Below are 16372 nucleotides of genomic sequence, written 5' to 3'. Positions count from 1 at the left end.
ATTTACCCATTGCGGAACATATGGTTATCACTGAAATAGAGCCAGATTGTCGGTTAGCCACGCAGTCAGTGAACGTGGGGTTTTTCCCGTCATTTCTTCGACGGTCAGCGTTGTTTCGCCGATAGCGGACTCACGGAACAGGCGATCGAGCCCGATGAGTAGGTCTGCTGTGAATGGAGACAGTCCGCTCCCGAGCAGCGCCTCTCTTTGCTGCGAAGGCGAAAGATGAACATAAGTAATGGGGTGAGCAAGAAGGCGGGTCAGTTCTTGCGCCACTTCAGCCATTGTCCAGGCGCGCGGACCTGTCAGGTGATACACGCGTTGTGATTCAGGTTCTGTTTCTTCCAGTAACGCAATACGTGCTACGTCGGCAATATCACGGGTATCAATGAAGTTCACACGTCCATTACCGGCCGCACCGCTCCAGGATCCGGAGGCAATTAGCGGGCCCAGACGTTTAAGCACATCGCTAAAAGCGGTGGGCCGCAGGACGGTTGATGCGATTGGCTGGCGTGCCAGGTGTGCTTCAATCTGCATATGCCAGGCGATAGGTGGGAGCTGGGTTGCAGGCCCAAGCGCAGATAGCTTGACGATGTGCTGAACACCGGAAGCCACCGCTGCATCGATCAGCGCAATCTCGTTAGCAACCTGCTCGGTGGAGGTACCATGAGCAATAAACAGACGATCGACATCGTGTAGGGCTGTGTGCAATCCATCCTGATGGGTGAAATCGACTTTAATCGCATTGGTACCAACAGGCAGGTTTGTCGAGTCGGGATCGCGGGTCAGTACGACTACATCGATTGGATCGGCAGCGAGCAGAGCTGTTAACGTAGTACCAACGCGTCCTGTGGCACCCGCAAGAGCGATACGTGGTTTTCGTGCTTGCGATGATAAATAATTAGACATGGTGTAACCTCTTCAATGTATCATGGAACGAACAGTCCAATTTAAAATGGAACGATCGTTCCATGTTGTCAAGCGAGATTATTCAGGTGAGTGGAAAACCCCAATACAATGAGGCCGAGGTTATTGATGCCGCTATGGACGCGTTTTGGCGCCATGGCTATACGGCAACATCGATTAATGTGCTGACGGAAGCAACGGGATTATCGCGCTCAAGTTTGTATCAGCGCTTTCAGGATAAGGACGGCTTGTTTCAAATCGTGTTGGCGACATATATCGAACGCCTCATGCGTCGTATGCATTCCGTTGAAGGCAGTACCGCCCGCGCAAATATTGAGTCGTTGTTACGTGGATTATTGCCAACAGAATCACCACGCCCTCTGGGCTGTTTACTATCAAGAAGCTGTGCTGAGCTTGTCGATTTGCCGATGGCGAGTCAGGCGGTGGTGCTGGCAGGGATGAACCAACAGCGTAATATGCTGGTGAGTTGGCTGCGGGAAGCCCTCACTGCTGGTGAACTCCCTGCCAACGCAGACATAGAGGCGTTAGCCTGGCATTTCCTCAGCGTCATGCAAGCTGTAGTAAACTTTCCTCTGGTCGGGGCGAACCCAGGTGATCTGGAACGAATGATCGCTGTCGCAATGATGGTGTGGCCTGAGACTACGGTTACAGTGTAAAACGACATCGTGAATAAGATGGCTGCTCATGGCTTCGTTATTGAGATTCTTCATTTTCCCGTGGATAGCGCATTCGCATATTACCGCACCAGATAGGACGCGCGGGTTACGGGCACAACGTTTCTGTGCTGATTATAAAATATATCCGTCGATGGCCAGCTCATGCCGCATCCATTCAATAAACACCTTCACCTTATGGGTACGCTCGTTAATATGCGGCATCACGATATGATGCGCACTGACCGGGTATTCAAACTCCCGTGGGAAAACCTGCACCAGAGAACCGTTTTTGAGAAACTCCTCACCCATCATTGAACTCTCCAGAATGAGTCCCAGCCCCATTCTGGCTGCTTCGAAACTCATATAAGAGCGATCAAAACTCAGGTTAAAGTTAGGCCTCGCGTATTGGAGGTTACAGTAAGAGAACCATTTATCCCAGTTGGCCAGAGTGACCGATGAATAAATAAGATTATGATTTAGGATCTCTTCAGGACGAGACAGCGGATGCTTACTGATGTAGTCGGGTGAGGCCATGACTTTTAGCCTTTCATTTTTGATCGTCATGACTCTGTACGCATCCCAGTCTGGGATGCCGTGGCGAATATCAATATCGATATTATCGCGGGCAAACTGGAGGTTCTCATAAGAACAGGTGAGATTGATCGTAATATCCGGGTGCAATGTTCGAAACTTACCTAACCGACGCATTAGCCAAATCATGCCAAAGGACGGGGATGAATGCACCCGCAGGATTTCATTGCTGGATTCATTAATTATTTTATCCGTTGCTCTACCAATAATACTGATCGCACCGGATATCTCCCTAAGGTAAATTTCCCCGTGCTCTGTCAGCGTGACACCTTTACCATTTCGAATAAAAAGTTTTTTATTTAAAAATTTCTCCAGCGCCGCAATTTGATGGCTGACGGCGGACGCCGTGATATTCAATTGCTCTGCGGCAACATGAATACTTTGTGCATTGGCGACCTCAATAAATGCCTGAATATTCCTTAAGGAAGGTAAGGGCAATTTTGACGTTTCGCTATGACTCATCACTACCCCCGGTTGTGGCATCTGGAGCCCATCCAGAAAACGATTAATACGCTGATTCTATTGCAGTTGCTGAAGCTCGTGTTGATCTGTCGAATAAAAGTGTGATGTCGTGCACATTTATATCTCAACGCTTTTCACACACAAAATCACGATGTCGATCACGTTTTTTTTGTGATGAAATTCGTGAGTCAAATTTTTCTCAGCATTAAATGAGTTTTATTATATTTTGTTTTCTATTTCACCAGTTATATTGGTTGCGAAGATTAAGTGAGGCGTTATTGAGTTTTTAATAAAAATAGTTGTTCATACAAAGAGGTTTACACTATGTCACGTATAGAACAATCCGTACCCTACATAAAAACGAAAGAGACGAATTATCGCTATGTCGTTCTTGCTTTAATATTTATTGTTTACGCGATTAATTATGCCGACCGTACAAACATTGGCGCAGTACTTCCCTTCATTATTAATGAGTTTCACATCAATAATTTTGAGGCGGGTGCCATTGCCAGTATGTTTTTTCTGGGCTATGCCGTTAGCCAAATTCCGGCAGGCTTTTTTATCGCTAAAAAAGGGATTCGCGGGTTGGTTGCTTTCTCCATATTCGGCTTCTCCGCATTTACCTGGCTGATGGGAACCGCGACGTCGGTATTAGGATTGAAATTCATTCGGTTAGGATTGGGATTAACCGAAGGGCCATGCCCGGTCGGGTTGGCGTCAACCATTAATAACTGGTTTCCGGCAAAAGAAAAAGCAACTGCAACAGGGGTTTACATTGCTGCTACTATGTTCGCGCCTATTCTGGTGCCGCCGTTAGCTGTCTGGATTGCGGTGACCTGGGGCTGGCGCTGGGTCTTTTTTATCTTCGCCATCCCGGGGGTTGTGGCTGCAATAGCATGGTACGCGTTGGTGAAATCTAAACCCTCGGAAAGCCATTTTGTTTCCCAGACTGAGTTGGATTATATCAATACCGATCATAACGACATCAGCACCAGAAGGCAGAACATTGTTGCTGATGATAAATTCTTTTTGCTGGATAAGATTATCCGCGTCAGAGAACTGGACCCGGTAAATTCAATAAAAGGCCTTTTCACGTCAAAGAACATATTAGGTGACTGCCTGGCTTATTTTATGATGGTCAGCGTGCTGTATGGTTTATTGACATGGATCCCCATGTATTTGGTTAAAGAGAAAGGCTTTAACTTTATGAGTATGGGGTTGGTCGCCAGTATGCCGTGTATTGGCGGATTTATCGGCGCGATTTTCGGTGGTTATGTTTCTGATAAACTTCTGGGTCGTCGCAGAAAACCAACGATGATTTTTACTGCCGTCAGCACCATTATCATGATGTTGATCATGCTGAATATTCCACAAAGTACTGTCGCGGTTTGCACCGGTTTATTCTTTGTTGGGCTGTGTCTTAACATCGGTTGGCCCGCATTTACTGCCTACGGCATGGCGGTTGCTGATAAGAAAACCTATCCCATCGCCGCATCGATTATTAATAGTGGCGGGAATTTAGGTGGATTCGTTTCACCGATGCTGGCTGGATTTTTATTGGATAACACCGGGAGTTTTAATTCTGTCTTCATATATTTCGGTATCTGTGCGGCCATTGGGCTGGGATTAATTCTGATGATTGATGAACCCAGGTAATACCTTCCTGATCGTTCATTAACGTAAATTACTGGAGTTAAAATATGTTACTCAAAGACAAAGTTGCCATTATTACTGGTGCGGCATCCCCACGTGGTTTGGGCTTCGCTACCGCTAAACTGTTTGCCGAAAATGGTGCCAACGTCGTTATTCTCGATTTGGATGAAAAAGCCAGCAAAGACGCCGCGGCCATGTTAGGTACGCAGCATTTGGGGGTTGCGGCTAATGTGTCAAACGAGCAGCAAGTGAATGCGGCGATTGAGCAGGTGCTCGGGAAATATGGCCGTGTGGATATTCTGGTCAATAACGCCGGTATTACACAGCCCATTAAAACGATGGATATTAAACGCGAAAATTATGATGCCGTATTAGATGTCAGTTTACGCGGTACCTTGCTGATGTCGCAGGCGGTTATTCCCACCATGCGTGCACAAAAATCTGGCAGCATCGTTTGTATTTCCTCTGTTTCGGCACAGCGGGGTGGCGGTATTTTCGGTGGGCCGCATTACAGCGCCGCCAAAGCTGGCGTGCTGGGGTTAGCCAAGGCCATGGCCCGTGAATTGGGGCCGGATAATGTGCGTGTTAATTGTATTACCCCAGGCCTGATTCAGACGGATATTACTGCCGGTAAATTATCGGATGAGATGAAGCAAAATATTCTCTCCGGCATTCCATTAAATCGATTGGGTGACGCTATCGACATCGCTCGCGCGGCATTATTCCTGGGCAGTGACCTGTCCGCGTATTCAACGGGTATCACGCTGGATGTCAATGGCGGAATGTTAATCCATTAATGTAAGGGTGAGTTATGTTGCAATCAGAAATCAATAAAGTGGCGGCAGCTGCGTGGCGTATTCGCCGCTATGCCCTGCGCATGGGAGAGGTGCAGGGGCAAGGGTATATCGGCCAGGCGCTGGGGTACGCCGATGTATTGGCGACCGCATTCGCCCACACCATGAATTATCGCCCTGACGAGCCGGAATGGGAAAACCGCGATCGCTTTCTGCTGTCTCACGGCCATTATGCGATTGCTTATTACGCCGCGTTAATTGAAGCCGGCATTATTCCGGAAGCTGAACTTGAAACCTATGGGTCTGATGATAGCCGTTTGCCGATGTCCGGCATGGCGAGCTATACCCCAGCGATGGAAATCTCCGGCGGTTCGTTAGGGCAGGGGCTGAGTATCGCCGTCGGCATGGCGCTGGGCCTGAGGCAAAAACAGAGCACGTCTCTGGTCATTAACTCCATGTCAGACGGTGAACTGGATGAAGGGTCGACCTGGGAAGCGGCAATGTCCGCCGCGCATCATGGCTTGCCGAATCTTATTAATATTGTGGATATCAACCGCCAGCAGGCGGATGGCAACTCCCTCAATATTCTGGGGTTTGAACCACTGCATGAGAAATGGGCCTCTTTTGGCTGGTATGTGCAGCGCGTAAACGGCAATGATGTGTCGGCATTGGTCGACGCGTTTGATAAAGCGAAACATCACCCGGAAAAACAACCGCGCGTTATTTTGTGTGACACCCTGATGGGAAAAGGCGTGCCTTTCCTGGAAACGCGCGACAAGAATCACTTTATCCGTGTTGATGCGGATGAATGGCAGCAAGCGATTGCGGTACTGGATGCGAACAAACCGGAGGGAGTACAGCTATGAGTCAGTCCACACAATCCAAACCGCGTTTGACCACATCCGCCATGATTGCGTCGATTGCCGATGAAGGGCAGGAAACCCGCTCCGCGCCTTTCGGCCATGCGTTGGTCAAACTGGCACAAACACGCCCAGAGATTGTCGGCATGACTGCCGATCTGTCCAAATACACCGATTTGCATATTTTCGCCCAGGCTTACCCTGAACGCTTTTTCCAGATGGGGATGGCGGAACAATTGCTGATGGGAGCGGCAGGCGGTATGGCCAAAGAAGGGTTTATTCCCTTTGCTACCACCTATGCCGTTTTTGCCACCCGTCGTGCATATGACTTCATCCATCAGGTGATTGCCGAAGAGCAGCTCAACGTCAAAATTTGCGCAGCGTTGCCCGGTTTGACGACCGGGTACGGCCCAAGCCATCAGGCCACGGAAGACCTGGCTATCATGCGCGGCATTCCGGGAATGACCATTATTGACCCTTGCGACGCTATTGATATCGAACAGGCGGTACCGGCGATGGTCGATCATCAGGGGCCGGTATATATGCGCCTGTTGCGCGGTAAGGTGCCGGTGGTGCTCGATAAATACGACTATAAATTTGAGTTGGGCAAAGCCAAATTGCTGGAAGACGGTAAGGACGTGTTGATTATCTCTTCCGGTATCATGACCATGCGGGCGCTCGAGGCGGCGGAACAACTGCGAAAAGATAACGTCAGCGTTGCCGTGCTGCACGTGCCGACCATCAAACCGCTGGATGAGGAAACCATTCTGGCACAGGTTGGCAAACCGGGACGGCTGGTCATCACAGCGGAAAACCACACCTGTATTGGCGGCCTGGGTGAGGCGGTTGCTGCGTTGCTGATGCGTAAGGGCGTGCGCACCGAGTTTGATACCGTCGGCTTACCTGACGCATTCCTGCACGCTGGGGCATTACCGACGTTGCATGACCGTTATGGTATTTCAACCGCAATGATGGTTGAGAAAATCAAACAGCGGCTTAAATAACGTCGTCCGTGGTGAGTGGGTGTGTGACTGTGACTATTGGTGATACCGCAGCCTATACCGTGTAGCCACACAAGAGCGCGACCATGAATCGCGCAGTAAAAACAGTACCGCCGTTAAATACGGCGGTACTGTTTTTTTAGCGGGAAATACACTTTTTCAAGCGCAGAGCAACAATAGCGGCGTCACGTGGTTCTCGACTGCTAATGAAAAGGAGGGTTTCCTTTTGCGGTGTATCAGCGCTATTGTTTTAGGCATTAGACAGTTGCTGCAGGAATGTCGACGATGAATGAGCGGTTTACTATTGGTGATGATCGCGTGAGTTTTACCTCCCCCGAAGTCGTTTTGCCACTGGGGTATCAGGCCATTGCTCATCGGTTTTTTCGCCACACCATTCCATCTGCTTATGAAGTCGAGATGGCGATTGCCACCATTGAAGATGTGCTTCAGGCAACGCCGGCACTACGCCAGGTGGCACAACAGGCTTCATGCGCCGACCCTTACCTTAAAGAGATTGCTCGCATCACGGGTAGCCATGACATGCTGACCCAGCTGCAGATCGAGGATGTGTTCAACCGGGTAGCGGATGTAATTTCTGGCAGCCCCAAACGCGACGGTGAATTCCCGGATGACGTCGGGTTCGTCAGCTATCTGGTCATCATGCGCGAGCTATCACACCATCTTAATATCCGGCAGATCACGCTGATATAGCGCGGCTCGCTCGGTAAAAAGCGCTGTATCAATGACGAGGCATCATGGTTATAGCGCGCGGATTATCGGCCTTTTGCGTTGACGCTGATCGCACCACAGCGTGAAGATCCCGGCCATGACGATAATCGATGCTCCAAGCAAGGTGGCGTTGCCGGGTAAGCTGTCGAGAAACAAATAACCTATCACCATCGACCACACTAGCGTGGTGTAATCAAACGGTGCGAGTAGTGACGCGTCGGCATAGCGCAGGCTGAGCGTGACCAGAATTTGCGCCAGCCCGCCAAATACGCCGCAGCCAATCAGCAACGCCCATTGCCCGCCAACAGGACGTGCCCAGCCCCAAAATGTGGTCGAGAGGCCAATCAGCGTCGTCATCAGCGAAAAATAGAAAACGATCGCCCCCGGCGTTTCGACGCCATTCAGGAAGCGGATTTGTACATTTGATGTGGCGGAGCAGACTGCCGCAAGCAAGGCAAAGAGCGTTCCCAGCGCGGCGTCGTCAAAGGTAAAGCCGGATGCCCATACCCTGTGACCGAGCGTGAGGTTTGACGACAGCATAACCACAATGCCGCTAAAGCCGACCAGAACCGCCAGCCAACGATAAAAGCGTACTGTCTCTTTCAACAATATCGCGGCCATGAGAACGGTAAATAACGGTACGGCGTAACTGATGGCCGTGGCGTCGGCCAGCGAGATATAAATCAGCGCCAGATAGTTGAAATACATGCCGCCAGTACCGGATACACCGCGAATAACATGGCCGAAAATATTGTGCGTTTTGATGCTTGCTGTAATGCTGCCTTGTAGTTTTAACCACAACAACAGTGGAAATAGGGCGACAAATGAGCGGAAAAAAATGACTTCTCCGGTGGGAATGGCGCCGTGTAAGCCTTTGACGCAGGCCAGCATTAATGTCGCACACAGCGCTGACATTATTTTCAGCAATATCCCAAGTTTGGCATTCATTGTCTTACCTTTTACAACCTACCGGTGTAGATGAGTCCTCACCTTAAAACGCCGGTAAAGTGCACTGATAAGATAATTTCCCTCTGTCCGAATAATCTTTTCTTATTACCGATTTCCGCCTGTGGGGCATGATAGTGGTCATATAAATTGTGTATCTCGCGACAGGGTTTCCCTCTTATGCCGTTAATCGCAAAGTCCGTATATTCCAGAGAATACGGGCTGCCGTACTGGGCCGCTCCGGTAATAAAAAGTCGTGTATTCAAAGCATTAACACTTTGGGGGAAACATCATGACAGTAAAAAAATTATCTGCCGTTTTGGCATCGTCAGTTTTATTCACCAGCATTGGCGCGCAGGCGGACCTGCTGGCCGATATGACTACCCGGGGGGAGTTGAAGTGTGCGGTTTATTCTGATGTTCCCCCGTTTTCATCACCGGATGCGAATACACGTCAATTGGTGGGAATGGATGTTGACCTGTGCAATGCGCTGGCGAAGCAAATGGGGCTGAAGCTGACGCTGGTGCCGACATCGGTAGAAGCCCGCATTGCCGTGATTGTTACCGGACGCGCCGATGTGCTGATCGCCAATCTGGCCTACACGAAAACCCGCGGTAACCAAATCCAGTTCAGCGATCCGTACTACGTGGCTAAAGAGATGTTGCTGGTGAAGAAAGAGAATGCAGATAAAACCCTTGAGTATTTCAAAGGCAAACGCATCAGCGCGACAAAAGGAACCACGTCTGAGCAGTCGATCAACCTTAAAGGCGGTAAAGCGGTCACCTTCCAGGATTCAGCGTCCGCATTTCTCGCACTGGAACAAAACAAAGCGGTGGGATTCGTCACCAATATGATGACCGGCATCAAGATGGTCTCACAGGCGAAAAAAGATGGTATTGAACTGGCGATGATCAAAGAACCGATGGCGCTGGAACCGATTGGCGTGGGCATGAAACGTGACGAACCGGCACTGCTGGCAGCCGTCAACACTAGCCTGAAAACCCTGGATGACAACGGAACCATCGACAAAATCTGGGAGAGCTGGATTGGGCCGAACACCGAATACCAAATGGTGCGCGAAGAGCGTGTGCAGCCGTTGTCGAGCCTGAAATTTGAACCGCTGGAATAAGTAAGTTATGGGCTGGTTAGCGCAACACGCGGCTGTTTTTCAGGAGGCGGATGTCACTCTCTCGGCCATGGGGAGCCGGGCCTGGCTGGTGGAAGCGCCTGGGGAGTTTAGCCTGGCTGCCCAGCGGCGTATCTGGTCACTGGCGCAAATACTCGCTCACTGTGATGATGTCGAAACGCTGATTCCCGGTGTCACCAATTTACTGGTATTGCTCAAACGTACCCCGGAAGAGGAGGCGGCTTTCCCGCAGCGGCTGCGTGAATACTGGCGGCAGGTACGGGAAGTGAGTCCGCAAGGACGGCTGATCGAAATTCCGGTTCACTATGGCGGTGTGTTGGCAAGCGATCTGGCAGCGGTTTGCCACCATACCGGTTTGAGCGAAAAAGAGGTCATTCGTCGCCATTATCAGGGGAGCTACACGGTTGTTGCGCTGGGTAGCGCCCCCGGTTTTGGTTATCTGCATGGGTTGGATCCGCAGCTCGCGACGCCGCGTAAAAAAGTACCGTCGCTCAATATGCCCAAGGGCACGGTCACCATTGGCGGAGCACAGACGGGGGTGTCGGTGTTGACCGGTCCCAACGGCTGGAACGCCATCGGCTATGCGGATTTGCAGGTCTTTGACCCTTACGCCGCCAGCCCCGCGTTGATGGCGCCCGGCGATAACATCCGTTTTTTACCCGAAAGGATCGAACTGTGATTGAAATCGAGCGCACGGGTGCGCTGAACACGGTGCAGGATTTGGGGCGCTTCGGCTTTCGTCATCTGGGGGTGTCGGTGAGCGGCGTGATGGACCCACTGGCTCTGCGGGCGGGCAATGCGTTACTGGGTAATGACGATAACGCCGCCGCCGTTGAGGTGCAAATGTTCCCCTTTCGTGTGCGTTTCCAACAAGATATGGCGATCGCCCTGACGGGGGCGGATTGCCGTGCGCGGCTTGATGACGACGACCTGCCGCCCTGGTGGGGCTGCCGGGTTGCCAAAGGGCAGGTGTTGGAGATGCGCTATCCGCGTTCCGGTACGCGTGGTTACCTCTGTGTATCAGGCGGAATTACGGTTCCCGAGGTGTTAGGCTCGCGCAGTACGGCGCTGCGTGGCGGGTTTGGCGGCGTTGACGGACGCCCGCTGCAGGCTGGCGATAGATTACCGACAGGTGTCGGCCGAATCACCTTACCGCCGGGAGGGTTAGGCATTGAACCCCCGGAACTGGCGCTGTGCGACGTGTTCCCGGCGGCGAATCAGGGCGTGGTGCCGGTGCGTGCTATTCCATCCGGTGAGTATGCCCTGTTCGCAACCGATCATGCGCGTTTCTGGCGGCAACCCTGGCAGATTTCCAGACAAAGTAACCGTACCGGTTACCGGCTTTCCGGCGAACCGATTTACCCTTCCCACACCATTGAAATGCGCTCTTATGGCCTGATCCCCGGCATTGTGCAGGTTCCTCCCGCCGGGGAACCGATCATTCAGTTAAGCGATGCCAATACGGCAGGGGGATACCCCAAAATTGCCTGTGTGATTGAGGAGGATTTATGGCGGCTCGGGCAGCTACAGGCCGGGCAGTCGATTCAATTCATGCAAGGCGATGGGAAGCAGGCCATCGCGGCGCGGCGGGCGATTGAGGGCTGGCTGGCGCAACTGCGGGATTTTTCCCGCTGCTTTAACCACATGAACGGATGATGACAGATGATGAAAATAGATGTGAATGCCGATATGGGCGAAGGGTTTGGTGTCTATCAACTGTGCGATGACGCAGCCCTGATGCAAGTGGTTTCATCGGCGAATATCGCCTGTGGCTTTCATGCGGGAGATCCGTCCATCATGACAAAAATGGTTCGGCTGGCAAAACATCGAGGGGTGGGCATCGGTGCACATCCCGGCTTACCAGACAGATTAGGATTCGGGCGTAAAGAGATGGCTTTTAGCCACGATGAGATTTGTCAGCAGGTGATTTATCAGATAGGCGCGCTGCAGGCGATAGCCAGAACTGAGGGCGTAAGCGTGTCGCACGTCAGTTTTCACGCGGCGATGGGCAATATGATTAATCGGGATGAGACACTGGCGCAGCAAGTGATGCTGGCGATTTACCGTCTTGACCCCGCGCTGATCATTTTTTGTCAGGCGGATACTATTATTGAACGGGCAGCCCAACGTGTAGGTTTACCCAGTTTGCCTCTGTTTCTGGCTGACCGTGCCTGCGACGCGACGGGGCGTCTGGTGCCGCGCGGTGCGCCGGGTGCAGTGATTACAGAAGAAGATGCGGTGCGTAGCCGGGTGCGCCAGTTCCTGCAACAAGGCACGATAACCACCGTTGAGGGACACTCGCTTGCCGTGCGCGCCCAGTCCATTCTGGTGCATAGCGATACACCGGGTTCGCTGAGGCTTGCACAGATTGTCCGCAGCGAGATTGAAGCCTGCGGCGCAGTGGTGGCCCCGGCTACCCACGTGTTGCAGTAGCGTGTCTGTGATTTGATTTGTCGGGGAGCGAGGTGACGCTTCCCCGACATGCCGATACGGTTTTCAAAACCATTCTATCCAGACTGAACATGACCTGCGTCAGCATCCTCGGTCGGCGCTCTTATCCGGCTTTTTTCTTCCGTCTTCCATATGCTTAAACCGCGCGACCCCAACATGACGAAGGCGCTCTGAACGGCGTTTAACAGGGCGTGGTAATCTTGCAAGGAGGTGTGGGTGTCGCCCCGGCAGGCACCCGTGCCGTGCTACCGGGGAGAGGGCGTTTACCCGCAGCCTTTGCAAAATGCGGCTAGGCGTTCGCAACCGGTTTGCAGGCGCTCGATACTGGTGGCGTACGAGAGGCGAATATAGGGACTGATACCATAGGCCGCGCCCTGAACAGTCACCACATGCTGCTCTTCAATTAATGCCATCACAAAATCTGTATCGCTGGCAATCAATCGCCCGGCGGCGCTGGTTTTTCCGATAAACGCGGCGATATTCACAAACAGATAAAATGCGCCCTGTGGCTTATGGCACGTCAGCCCTGGAATAGCAGCCAGTTTCTCCAGTACAAAATCGCGGCGCTCTCGATAAATCGCAGCGCGTTCTTTGAGCAAATCCTGAGGGCCATCCAGCACGGCGACAGCTGCCGCCTGCGTCAGCGTCGTAATGCCACCGGCGTTCTGGGTGTTCACATTACTCATCGCTTTGATAAGCGGTGCGGGGCCGCCGCAAAAGCCCAGACGCCAGCCGGTCATGGAATAGGCTTTCGACACACCATTGACGGTCAACACACGGTCGTACAGCCGCGGTTCTACCTGCGCCAGCGTCAGGAATACGCAGTCGTCGTAAATCAGGTGTTCATAGATATCGTCGCTCAGGATCCAGACATGCGGATTATCGAGCATCACATCGGCGATACCCTGTAATTCCTCACGGCTGGCGACGGCTCCGGTGGGATTACTGGGGTAGTTCAGCACCAGCCATTTGGTTTTCGCGGTTACCACCGCGGCGATATCCGCAGGCAGCGGCTTAAAACCATGTTCTTCATGGCAGGGGACGGGGATGGGGGTCGCACCAGCGAATTTTACAATGTCCGCATAGCTAATCCATGACGGCGTGGGGATCACCACTTCATCACCGGGATTCAGCGTTGCCATCATGGCATTGAAGATGATCTGCCGGGCACCGCCTGCGGTGATGATTTGGCTCAGGTCATAATCCAGCCCGTTGTCGCGTTTGAATTTGCGTTGGATGGCCATCCGCAACGCCGGCGTGCCGTCGATGGGGGGATAGCGTGTGTCTCCGGCGAGTGCGGCGGCATGGGCCGCTTCGATCGCATGTACGGGCGTGGGGAAATCCGGTTCGCCGGTGGAAAGCCCAACAACATCAATACCCTGCGCGGCGAGATCCCGCGCCTTTTGCGTCATCGCAACGGACGCTGAAATGGCTATGTTTTTAAGTCGATCGGCAATTTCTGGCATATCACAGGTGTTCCAGTTGGTTCAGCGGGGACCGCGCTTGTGCACGGTGGAGGGTGATGCGTGTTTGAGGATAGGGAACAGCGTTGGGGAGCGGATAATACTGCTTTATTGTGGCGACATAATACAAAGCAATGACAGAGACCTTTGGAGCCCCCGCAACGATGCAATGCGGTGTTGATTTGCACCGCTGCGGTGCGGCGTACCCGTGGTGGAATGCGGGCTGAGTGATAATTGTATAGATTATGAGCGAATTACATCATAAGTAACCGGTGTGGTTTCGCCATCATCATAACTGGCATATCCGTTGCTTAAGTGATGAGAAAGCCCTCACTGGAGAAACGCCATGAATCTACGTCGCCTGAAATATTTTATCAAAATTGTTGATGTGGGCAGCTTAACCCAGGCGGCGGATATTCTGCATATCGCCCAGCCCGCACTCAGCCAGCAACTGGCAACGCTGGAAGGGGAAGTGAATCAGCAACTGTTAATCCGCACCAAGCGCGGGGTGACGCCAACCACCGCTGGCAACATTCTTTATACCCATGCACAGGCGATTTTGCGCCAGTGCGCACAGGCGCAAAGTGCTATCGACCGTTCAGGACTGGAATTATGCGGCAATGTTTCCGTCGGCCTGGCTCCCGGCACGGCAGCACAGCAGCTTGCCATTCCACTGATGAAGGAGGTGCAGCGCCAACATCCCGGCATCGTGCTCTACTTTAACGAAAATTTCGGCACGACCTTAAGTGAGCTGATTATGAACGGGCGGATGGATATGGCGGTGATCTACGATAACCGTGCCATCCACGGGCTGCGCTTTATTCCTTTAATGAGGGAGCACCTGTGTTTTGTCTGTCCGAACAGTCTGGGTACGCCGGTAAAAGAGATAGCGCTTGCTGAGGTGGCGCACTACGACCTGTTCGTGCCGCGCATTTACAACATCATGCGTAAGTGTGTGGATGACGCTTTTGCTAAGAAAGGGTTGGATTACCGGGTCGCTTGTGAAATTGAGTCGCAGACTACGCTCAATGCGGCGCTGGCGGAGGGGCTGGGTTGTACGATCATGCCGGAGTCCGCTGCACGCGCGATGCTGAAGCCATCCAATGCGTGGATGGCGAAAATTATCGAACCGGATGTTCATGCTTCGCTCTCGTTTTGCATCTCCGACCATTTACCGCTCTCGGAACCGGCAGAGGCCGTGAAGTCTATTTTGTTGTCATTGGTGTCGAACCGAACGCCGGATAACCGCCCGCTGATGCTGGTGAGTTAATAAGCCGCCCTTATTACCGTAAAACCAAACCCTCTTACTGGTCAGCCGTGCGTACAGGATAAAGTGAAGACCTTCACTGAAAATAGTTACCGGTAACCGGGTTCGGATATGGGAAAAACGATCACACTGAAGGTGTTACAGCAACTGGCCCGAAGCCTGCGCGCCACGTCGATTTCGCATGTCGCGCTAAAGGGCGAGACATGGTCGATTCGTCTTACCACCGTTCCACACGTTGCATTGCCTGCCGCGCCCGCGAAACCGTTTTGCGTAACGGTGCCGTCAATATCGCTGTGTGCCCCCGCTCCGGGACGCGTGTTACTCCGTCATCCGCTGCTCGACGGCAATTTCGCGGTGCCGGGCGCGATGGTTAACCAACACGAGATGTTGGCGATGCTGAAGGTGGGCTCCCTTTATTTACCTGTCCGAAGCACGGTATCAGGGCGGCTGATTACCTTCACCGTCAGTGATGGCGATGTGGTGGAGTTCGGCCAGGAAATTTTGAAAATTCAAGATGATGTGACTATGGCATCAGAATGATAAGACCCCCTTATCGCCTCAAACCATTTATGTCTTATACCACCGAGGCATAACTGAATAGAGTCAAAAATACGCAATAAATACGCTGCGGCATTGATGACCGCAGTCATGACAGGAGAGGCAAAATGCCATTTTCAGATTACAACGTCGCTCTGGTAACGGGGGCATCCGCCGGTATGGGGGAAGCCATCGTCGAACGTTTATGCCAGGAAGGTCTCACTGTGCATGCGGTTGCCCGCAGGCAGGAACAACTGGCCGTACTGGCTGAACGTACCGGCTGTATTCCCCATACGCTGGACGTAGCTGATCTCGATGCGTTGACCCGCCTGTGCAGTGATTTGCAGGTTGATATTCTGGTGAATAACGCTGGCGTCTCGCACCCCGGTTCTATCCTGAATGCCAGTGAAGAGGTTATTGAAACCCAGTTGAGCGTCAACCTGCGCGCGGTACTGCATTTGTGTCGCCTGCTGGTTCCGGGCATGGTGGCGCGTGACTGCGGCCACGTCATCAACATTACCTCTATCGCCGCTATTTATAACTTTAACGGCAACTCGGTTTATCACGCGACCAAAGCCGGGGTACATGCTTTATCGCGGCAACTGCGTGTTGACTGTTATGGCAAACGTGTTCGCATCACGGAAATTTGTCCGGGGCGGGTCGCGACCGATATTTTCGGCAACGTATCCGGCGATCATGAGGATGCCCGCCGACGGTTTATTGATGGCTTTGAGCTGCCCCAGGCAAAAGATATTGCCGATTGTGTGGCCTTTGCCATTGGCGCGCCGGTGGCGGTGAACATCGGCAATATAGAAATTACGCCGACGCTTCAGGTTCCCGGCGGGCTGTCTACGATGCGGCCCGGCGAAAACGTCGTTTGACCGGGTGT

Annotated in this window: 17 protein-coding genes; 13 read left to right on the top strand and 4 right to left on the bottom strand. The window is 52.4% G+C overall.

Features of this window, described 5'->3' with window-relative positions; genetic code table 11:
• Nucleotides 1-27: 27 nt before the first annotated feature.
• Nucleotides 28-909 (bottom strand): SDR family oxidoreductase, encoded by an 882-nt coding sequence (locus DZE2538_RS11635; protein WP_038916411.1) that lies wholly within the window; start codon nucleotides 907-909, stop codon nucleotides 28-30.
• Between the two features lie 62 nt (nucleotides 910-971).
• Between DZE2538_RS11635 and DZE2538_RS11630 the strand changes: the two genes are divergently transcribed.
• On the top strand, nucleotides 972-1583 hold the full coding sequence (locus tag DZE2538_RS11630) for a TetR/AcrR family transcriptional regulator (protein WP_201765530.1): 612 nt from the start codon (nucleotides 972-974) through the stop codon (nucleotides 1581-1583).
• A gap of 132 nt (nucleotides 1584-1715) precedes the next feature.
• Here the strand turns inward: DZE2538_RS11630 and DZE2538_RS11625 are convergent, their stop codons facing one another.
• Nucleotides 1716-2636, bottom strand: a complete 921-nt coding sequence (locus DZE2538_RS11625; RefSeq protein WP_023639990.1) for a LysR substrate-binding domain-containing protein — start codon at nucleotides 2634-2636, stop codon at nucleotides 1716-1718.
• A 324-nt stretch (nucleotides 2637-2960) separates the two neighbouring features.
• Between DZE2538_RS11625 and DZE2538_RS11620 the strand changes: the two genes are divergently transcribed.
• The 5 genes from DZE2538_RS11620 to DZE2538_RS11600 all read left to right on the top strand — a co-directional run bounded on the left by DZE2538_RS11620 (nucleotide 2961) and on the right by DZE2538_RS11600 (nucleotide 7655).
• Nucleotides 2961-4292, top strand: a complete 1332-nt coding sequence (locus tag DZE2538_RS11620) for an MFS transporter (RefSeq protein WP_038916410.1) — start codon at nucleotides 2961-2963, stop codon at nucleotides 4290-4292.
• Between the two features lie 44 nt (nucleotides 4293-4336).
• On the top strand, nucleotides 4337-5086 hold the full coding sequence (locus tag DZE2538_RS11615) for an SDR family NAD(P)-dependent oxidoreductase (protein ID WP_019846055.1): 750 nt from the start codon (nucleotides 4337-4339) through the stop codon (nucleotides 5084-5086).
• A gap of 14 nt (nucleotides 5087-5100) precedes the next feature.
• Nucleotides 5101-5949: a transketolase gene (locus tag DZE2538_RS11610; protein WP_038916408.1), complete on the top strand. Its 849-nt coding sequence runs from the start codon at nucleotides 5101-5103 to the stop codon at nucleotides 5947-5949.
• Nucleotides 5946-6947, top strand: a complete 1002-nt coding sequence (locus DZE2538_RS11605; protein ID WP_023639988.1) for a transketolase family protein — start codon at nucleotides 5946-5948, stop codon at nucleotides 6945-6947. The genes DZE2538_RS11610 and DZE2538_RS11605 overlap by 4 nt, the downstream gene beginning before the upstream one ends.
• Before the next feature lie 282 nt (nucleotides 6948-7229).
• The gene (locus DZE2538_RS11600) at nucleotides 7230-7655 is read left to right on the top strand and encodes a phage terminase small subunit (RefSeq protein ID WP_038916407.1); all 426 of its coding nucleotides are present in this window, start codon (nucleotides 7230-7232) and stop codon (nucleotides 7653-7655) included.
• Between the two features lie 48 nt (nucleotides 7656-7703).
• Here DZE2538_RS11600 and DZE2538_RS11595 read toward each other — a convergent pair whose 3' ends face one another.
• Nucleotides 7704-8621 carry a DMT family transporter gene (locus DZE2538_RS11595; RefSeq protein ID WP_038916406.1) on the bottom strand — a complete coding sequence of 306 codons (918 nt, stop codon included), beginning with the start codon at nucleotides 8619-8621 and terminating at the stop codon, nucleotides 7704-7706.
• Between the two features lie 289 nt (nucleotides 8622-8910).
• Here DZE2538_RS11595 and DZE2538_RS11590 point away from each other — a divergent pair, with 289 nt between their 5' ends.
• Genes DZE2538_RS11590 through DZE2538_RS11575 form a run of 4 tightly spaced genes read left to right on the top strand, consistent with a single transcriptional unit; the run spans nucleotide 8911 to nucleotide 12198 of the window.
• On the top strand, nucleotides 8911-9747 hold the full coding sequence (locus DZE2538_RS11590; protein WP_038916405.1) for a transporter substrate-binding domain-containing protein: 837 nt from the start codon (nucleotides 8911-8913) through the stop codon (nucleotides 9745-9747).
• 7 nt (nucleotides 9748-9754) lie between these two features.
• A complete protein-coding gene (gene pxpB, locus DZE2538_RS11585) occupies nucleotides 9755-10444 on the top strand; it encodes a 5-oxoprolinase subunit PxpB (RefSeq protein WP_019846061.1) in 690 nt (229 codons plus the stop codon).
• The gene (locus DZE2538_RS11580; protein ID WP_019846062.1) at nucleotides 10441-11421 is read left to right on the top strand and encodes a 5-oxoprolinase subunit C family protein; all 981 of its coding nucleotides are present in this window, start codon (nucleotides 10441-10443) and stop codon (nucleotides 11419-11421) included. Before pxpB ends, DZE2538_RS11580 begins: the two co-directional genes overlap by 4 nt.
• 9 nt (nucleotides 11422-11430) lie before the next feature.
• Nucleotides 11431-12198: a 5-oxoprolinase subunit PxpA gene (locus tag DZE2538_RS11575; RefSeq protein WP_038917169.1), complete on the top strand. Its 768-nt coding sequence runs from the start codon at nucleotides 11431-11433 to the stop codon at nucleotides 12196-12198.
• A 281-nt stretch (nucleotides 12199-12479) separates the two neighbouring features.
• On the opposite strand, the gene DZE2538_RS11570 is transcribed toward DZE2538_RS11575, so the two are convergent.
• Nucleotides 12480-13682, bottom strand: a complete 1203-nt coding sequence (locus DZE2538_RS11570) for a pyridoxal phosphate-dependent aminotransferase (RefSeq protein WP_019846064.1) — start codon at nucleotides 13680-13682, stop codon at nucleotides 12480-12482.
• A 343-nt stretch (nucleotides 13683-14025) separates the two neighbouring features.
• Here DZE2538_RS11570 and nac point away from each other — a divergent pair, with 343 nt between their 5' ends.
• From nac to DZE2538_RS11555, 3 genes are all read left to right on the top strand, one after another.
• The gene (gene nac / locus DZE2538_RS11565; RefSeq protein WP_038916404.1) at nucleotides 14026-14949 is read left to right on the top strand and encodes a nitrogen assimilation transcriptional regulator NAC; all 924 of its coding nucleotides are present in this window, start codon (nucleotides 14026-14028) and stop codon (nucleotides 14947-14949) included.
• A gap of 108 nt (nucleotides 14950-15057) precedes the next feature.
• The gene (locus DZE2538_RS11560; protein WP_038916403.1) at nucleotides 15058-15486 is read left to right on the top strand and encodes an acetyl-CoA carboxylase biotin carboxyl carrier protein; all 429 of its coding nucleotides are present in this window, start codon (nucleotides 15058-15060) and stop codon (nucleotides 15484-15486) included.
• Between the two features lie 125 nt (nucleotides 15487-15611).
• Nucleotides 15612-16364, top strand: a complete 753-nt coding sequence (locus tag DZE2538_RS11555) for an SDR family oxidoreductase (RefSeq protein ID WP_019846067.1) — start codon at nucleotides 15612-15614, stop codon at nucleotides 16362-16364.
• Nucleotides 16365-16372: the final 8 nt, after the last annotated feature.

Source organism: Dickeya zeae NCPPB 2538 (assembly GCF_000406165.1).
Lineage (GTDB): Bacteria > Pseudomonadota > Gammaproteobacteria > Enterobacterales > Enterobacteriaceae > Dickeya > Dickeya zeae.
The sequence above is the reverse complement of the archived record's forward strand: the minus strand, read 5'-3'. Positions and strand labels throughout refer to the sequence as shown.

What these genes read in the sequence shown, in the direction of transcription:
- DZE2538_RS11575 (WP_038917169.1), top strand. Translation starts at nt 11,431, where the DNA reads ATGAAAATAGATGTGAATGCCGATATGGGCGAAGGGTTTGGTGTCTAT.
- DZE2538_RS11555 (WP_019846067.1), top strand. Translation starts at nt 15,612, where the DNA reads ATGCCATTTTCAGATTACAACGTCGCTCTGGTAACGGGGGCATCCGCC.
- DZE2538_RS11625 (WP_023639990.1), bottom strand. Translation starts at nt 2,636, where the DNA reads ATGAGTCATAGCGAAACGTCAAAATTGCCCTTACCTTCCTTAAGGAAT.
- DZE2538_RS11560 (WP_038916403.1), top strand. Translation starts at nt 15,058, where the DNA reads ATGGGAAAAACGATCACACTGAAGGTGTTACAGCAACTGGCCCGAAGC.
- nac (WP_038916404.1), top strand. Translation starts at nt 14,026, where the DNA reads ATGAATCTACGTCGCCTGAAATATTTTATCAAAATTGTTGATGTGGGC.
- DZE2538_RS11605 (WP_023639988.1), top strand. Translation starts at nt 5,946, where the DNA reads ATGAGTCAGTCCACACAATCCAAACCGCGTTTGACCACATCCGCCATG.
- DZE2538_RS11630 (WP_201765530.1), top strand. Translation starts at nt 972, where the DNA reads ATGTTGTCAAGCGAGATTATTCAGGTGAGTGGAAAACCCCAATACAAT.
- DZE2538_RS11615 (WP_019846055.1), top strand. Translation starts at nt 4,337, where the DNA reads ATGTTACTCAAAGACAAAGTTGCCATTATTACTGGTGCGGCATCCCCA.
- pxpB (WP_019846061.1), top strand. Translation starts at nt 9,755, where the DNA reads ATGGGCTGGTTAGCGCAACACGCGGCTGTTTTTCAGGAGGCGGATGTC.
- DZE2538_RS11570 (WP_019846064.1), bottom strand. Translation starts at nt 13,682, where the DNA reads ATGCCAGAAATTGCCGATCGACTTAAAAACATAGCCATTTCAGCGTCC.
- DZE2538_RS11635 (WP_038916411.1), bottom strand. Translation starts at nt 909, where the DNA reads ATGTCTAATTATTTATCATCGCAAGCACGAAAACCACGTATCGCTCTT.
- DZE2538_RS11590 (WP_038916405.1), top strand. Translation starts at nt 8,911, where the DNA reads ATGACAGTAAAAAAATTATCTGCCGTTTTGGCATCGTCAGTTTTATTC.
- DZE2538_RS11600 (WP_038916407.1), top strand. Translation starts at nt 7,230, where the DNA reads ATGAATGAGCGGTTTACTATTGGTGATGATCGCGTGAGTTTTACCTCC.
- DZE2538_RS11620 (WP_038916410.1), top strand. Translation starts at nt 2,961, where the DNA reads ATGTCACGTATAGAACAATCCGTACCCTACATAAAAACGAAAGAGACG.
- DZE2538_RS11610 (WP_038916408.1), top strand. Translation starts at nt 5,101, where the DNA reads ATGTTGCAATCAGAAATCAATAAAGTGGCGGCAGCTGCGTGGCGTATT.
- DZE2538_RS11595 (WP_038916406.1), bottom strand. Translation starts at nt 8,621, where the DNA reads ATGAATGCCAAACTTGGGATATTGCTGAAAATAATGTCAGCGCTGTGT.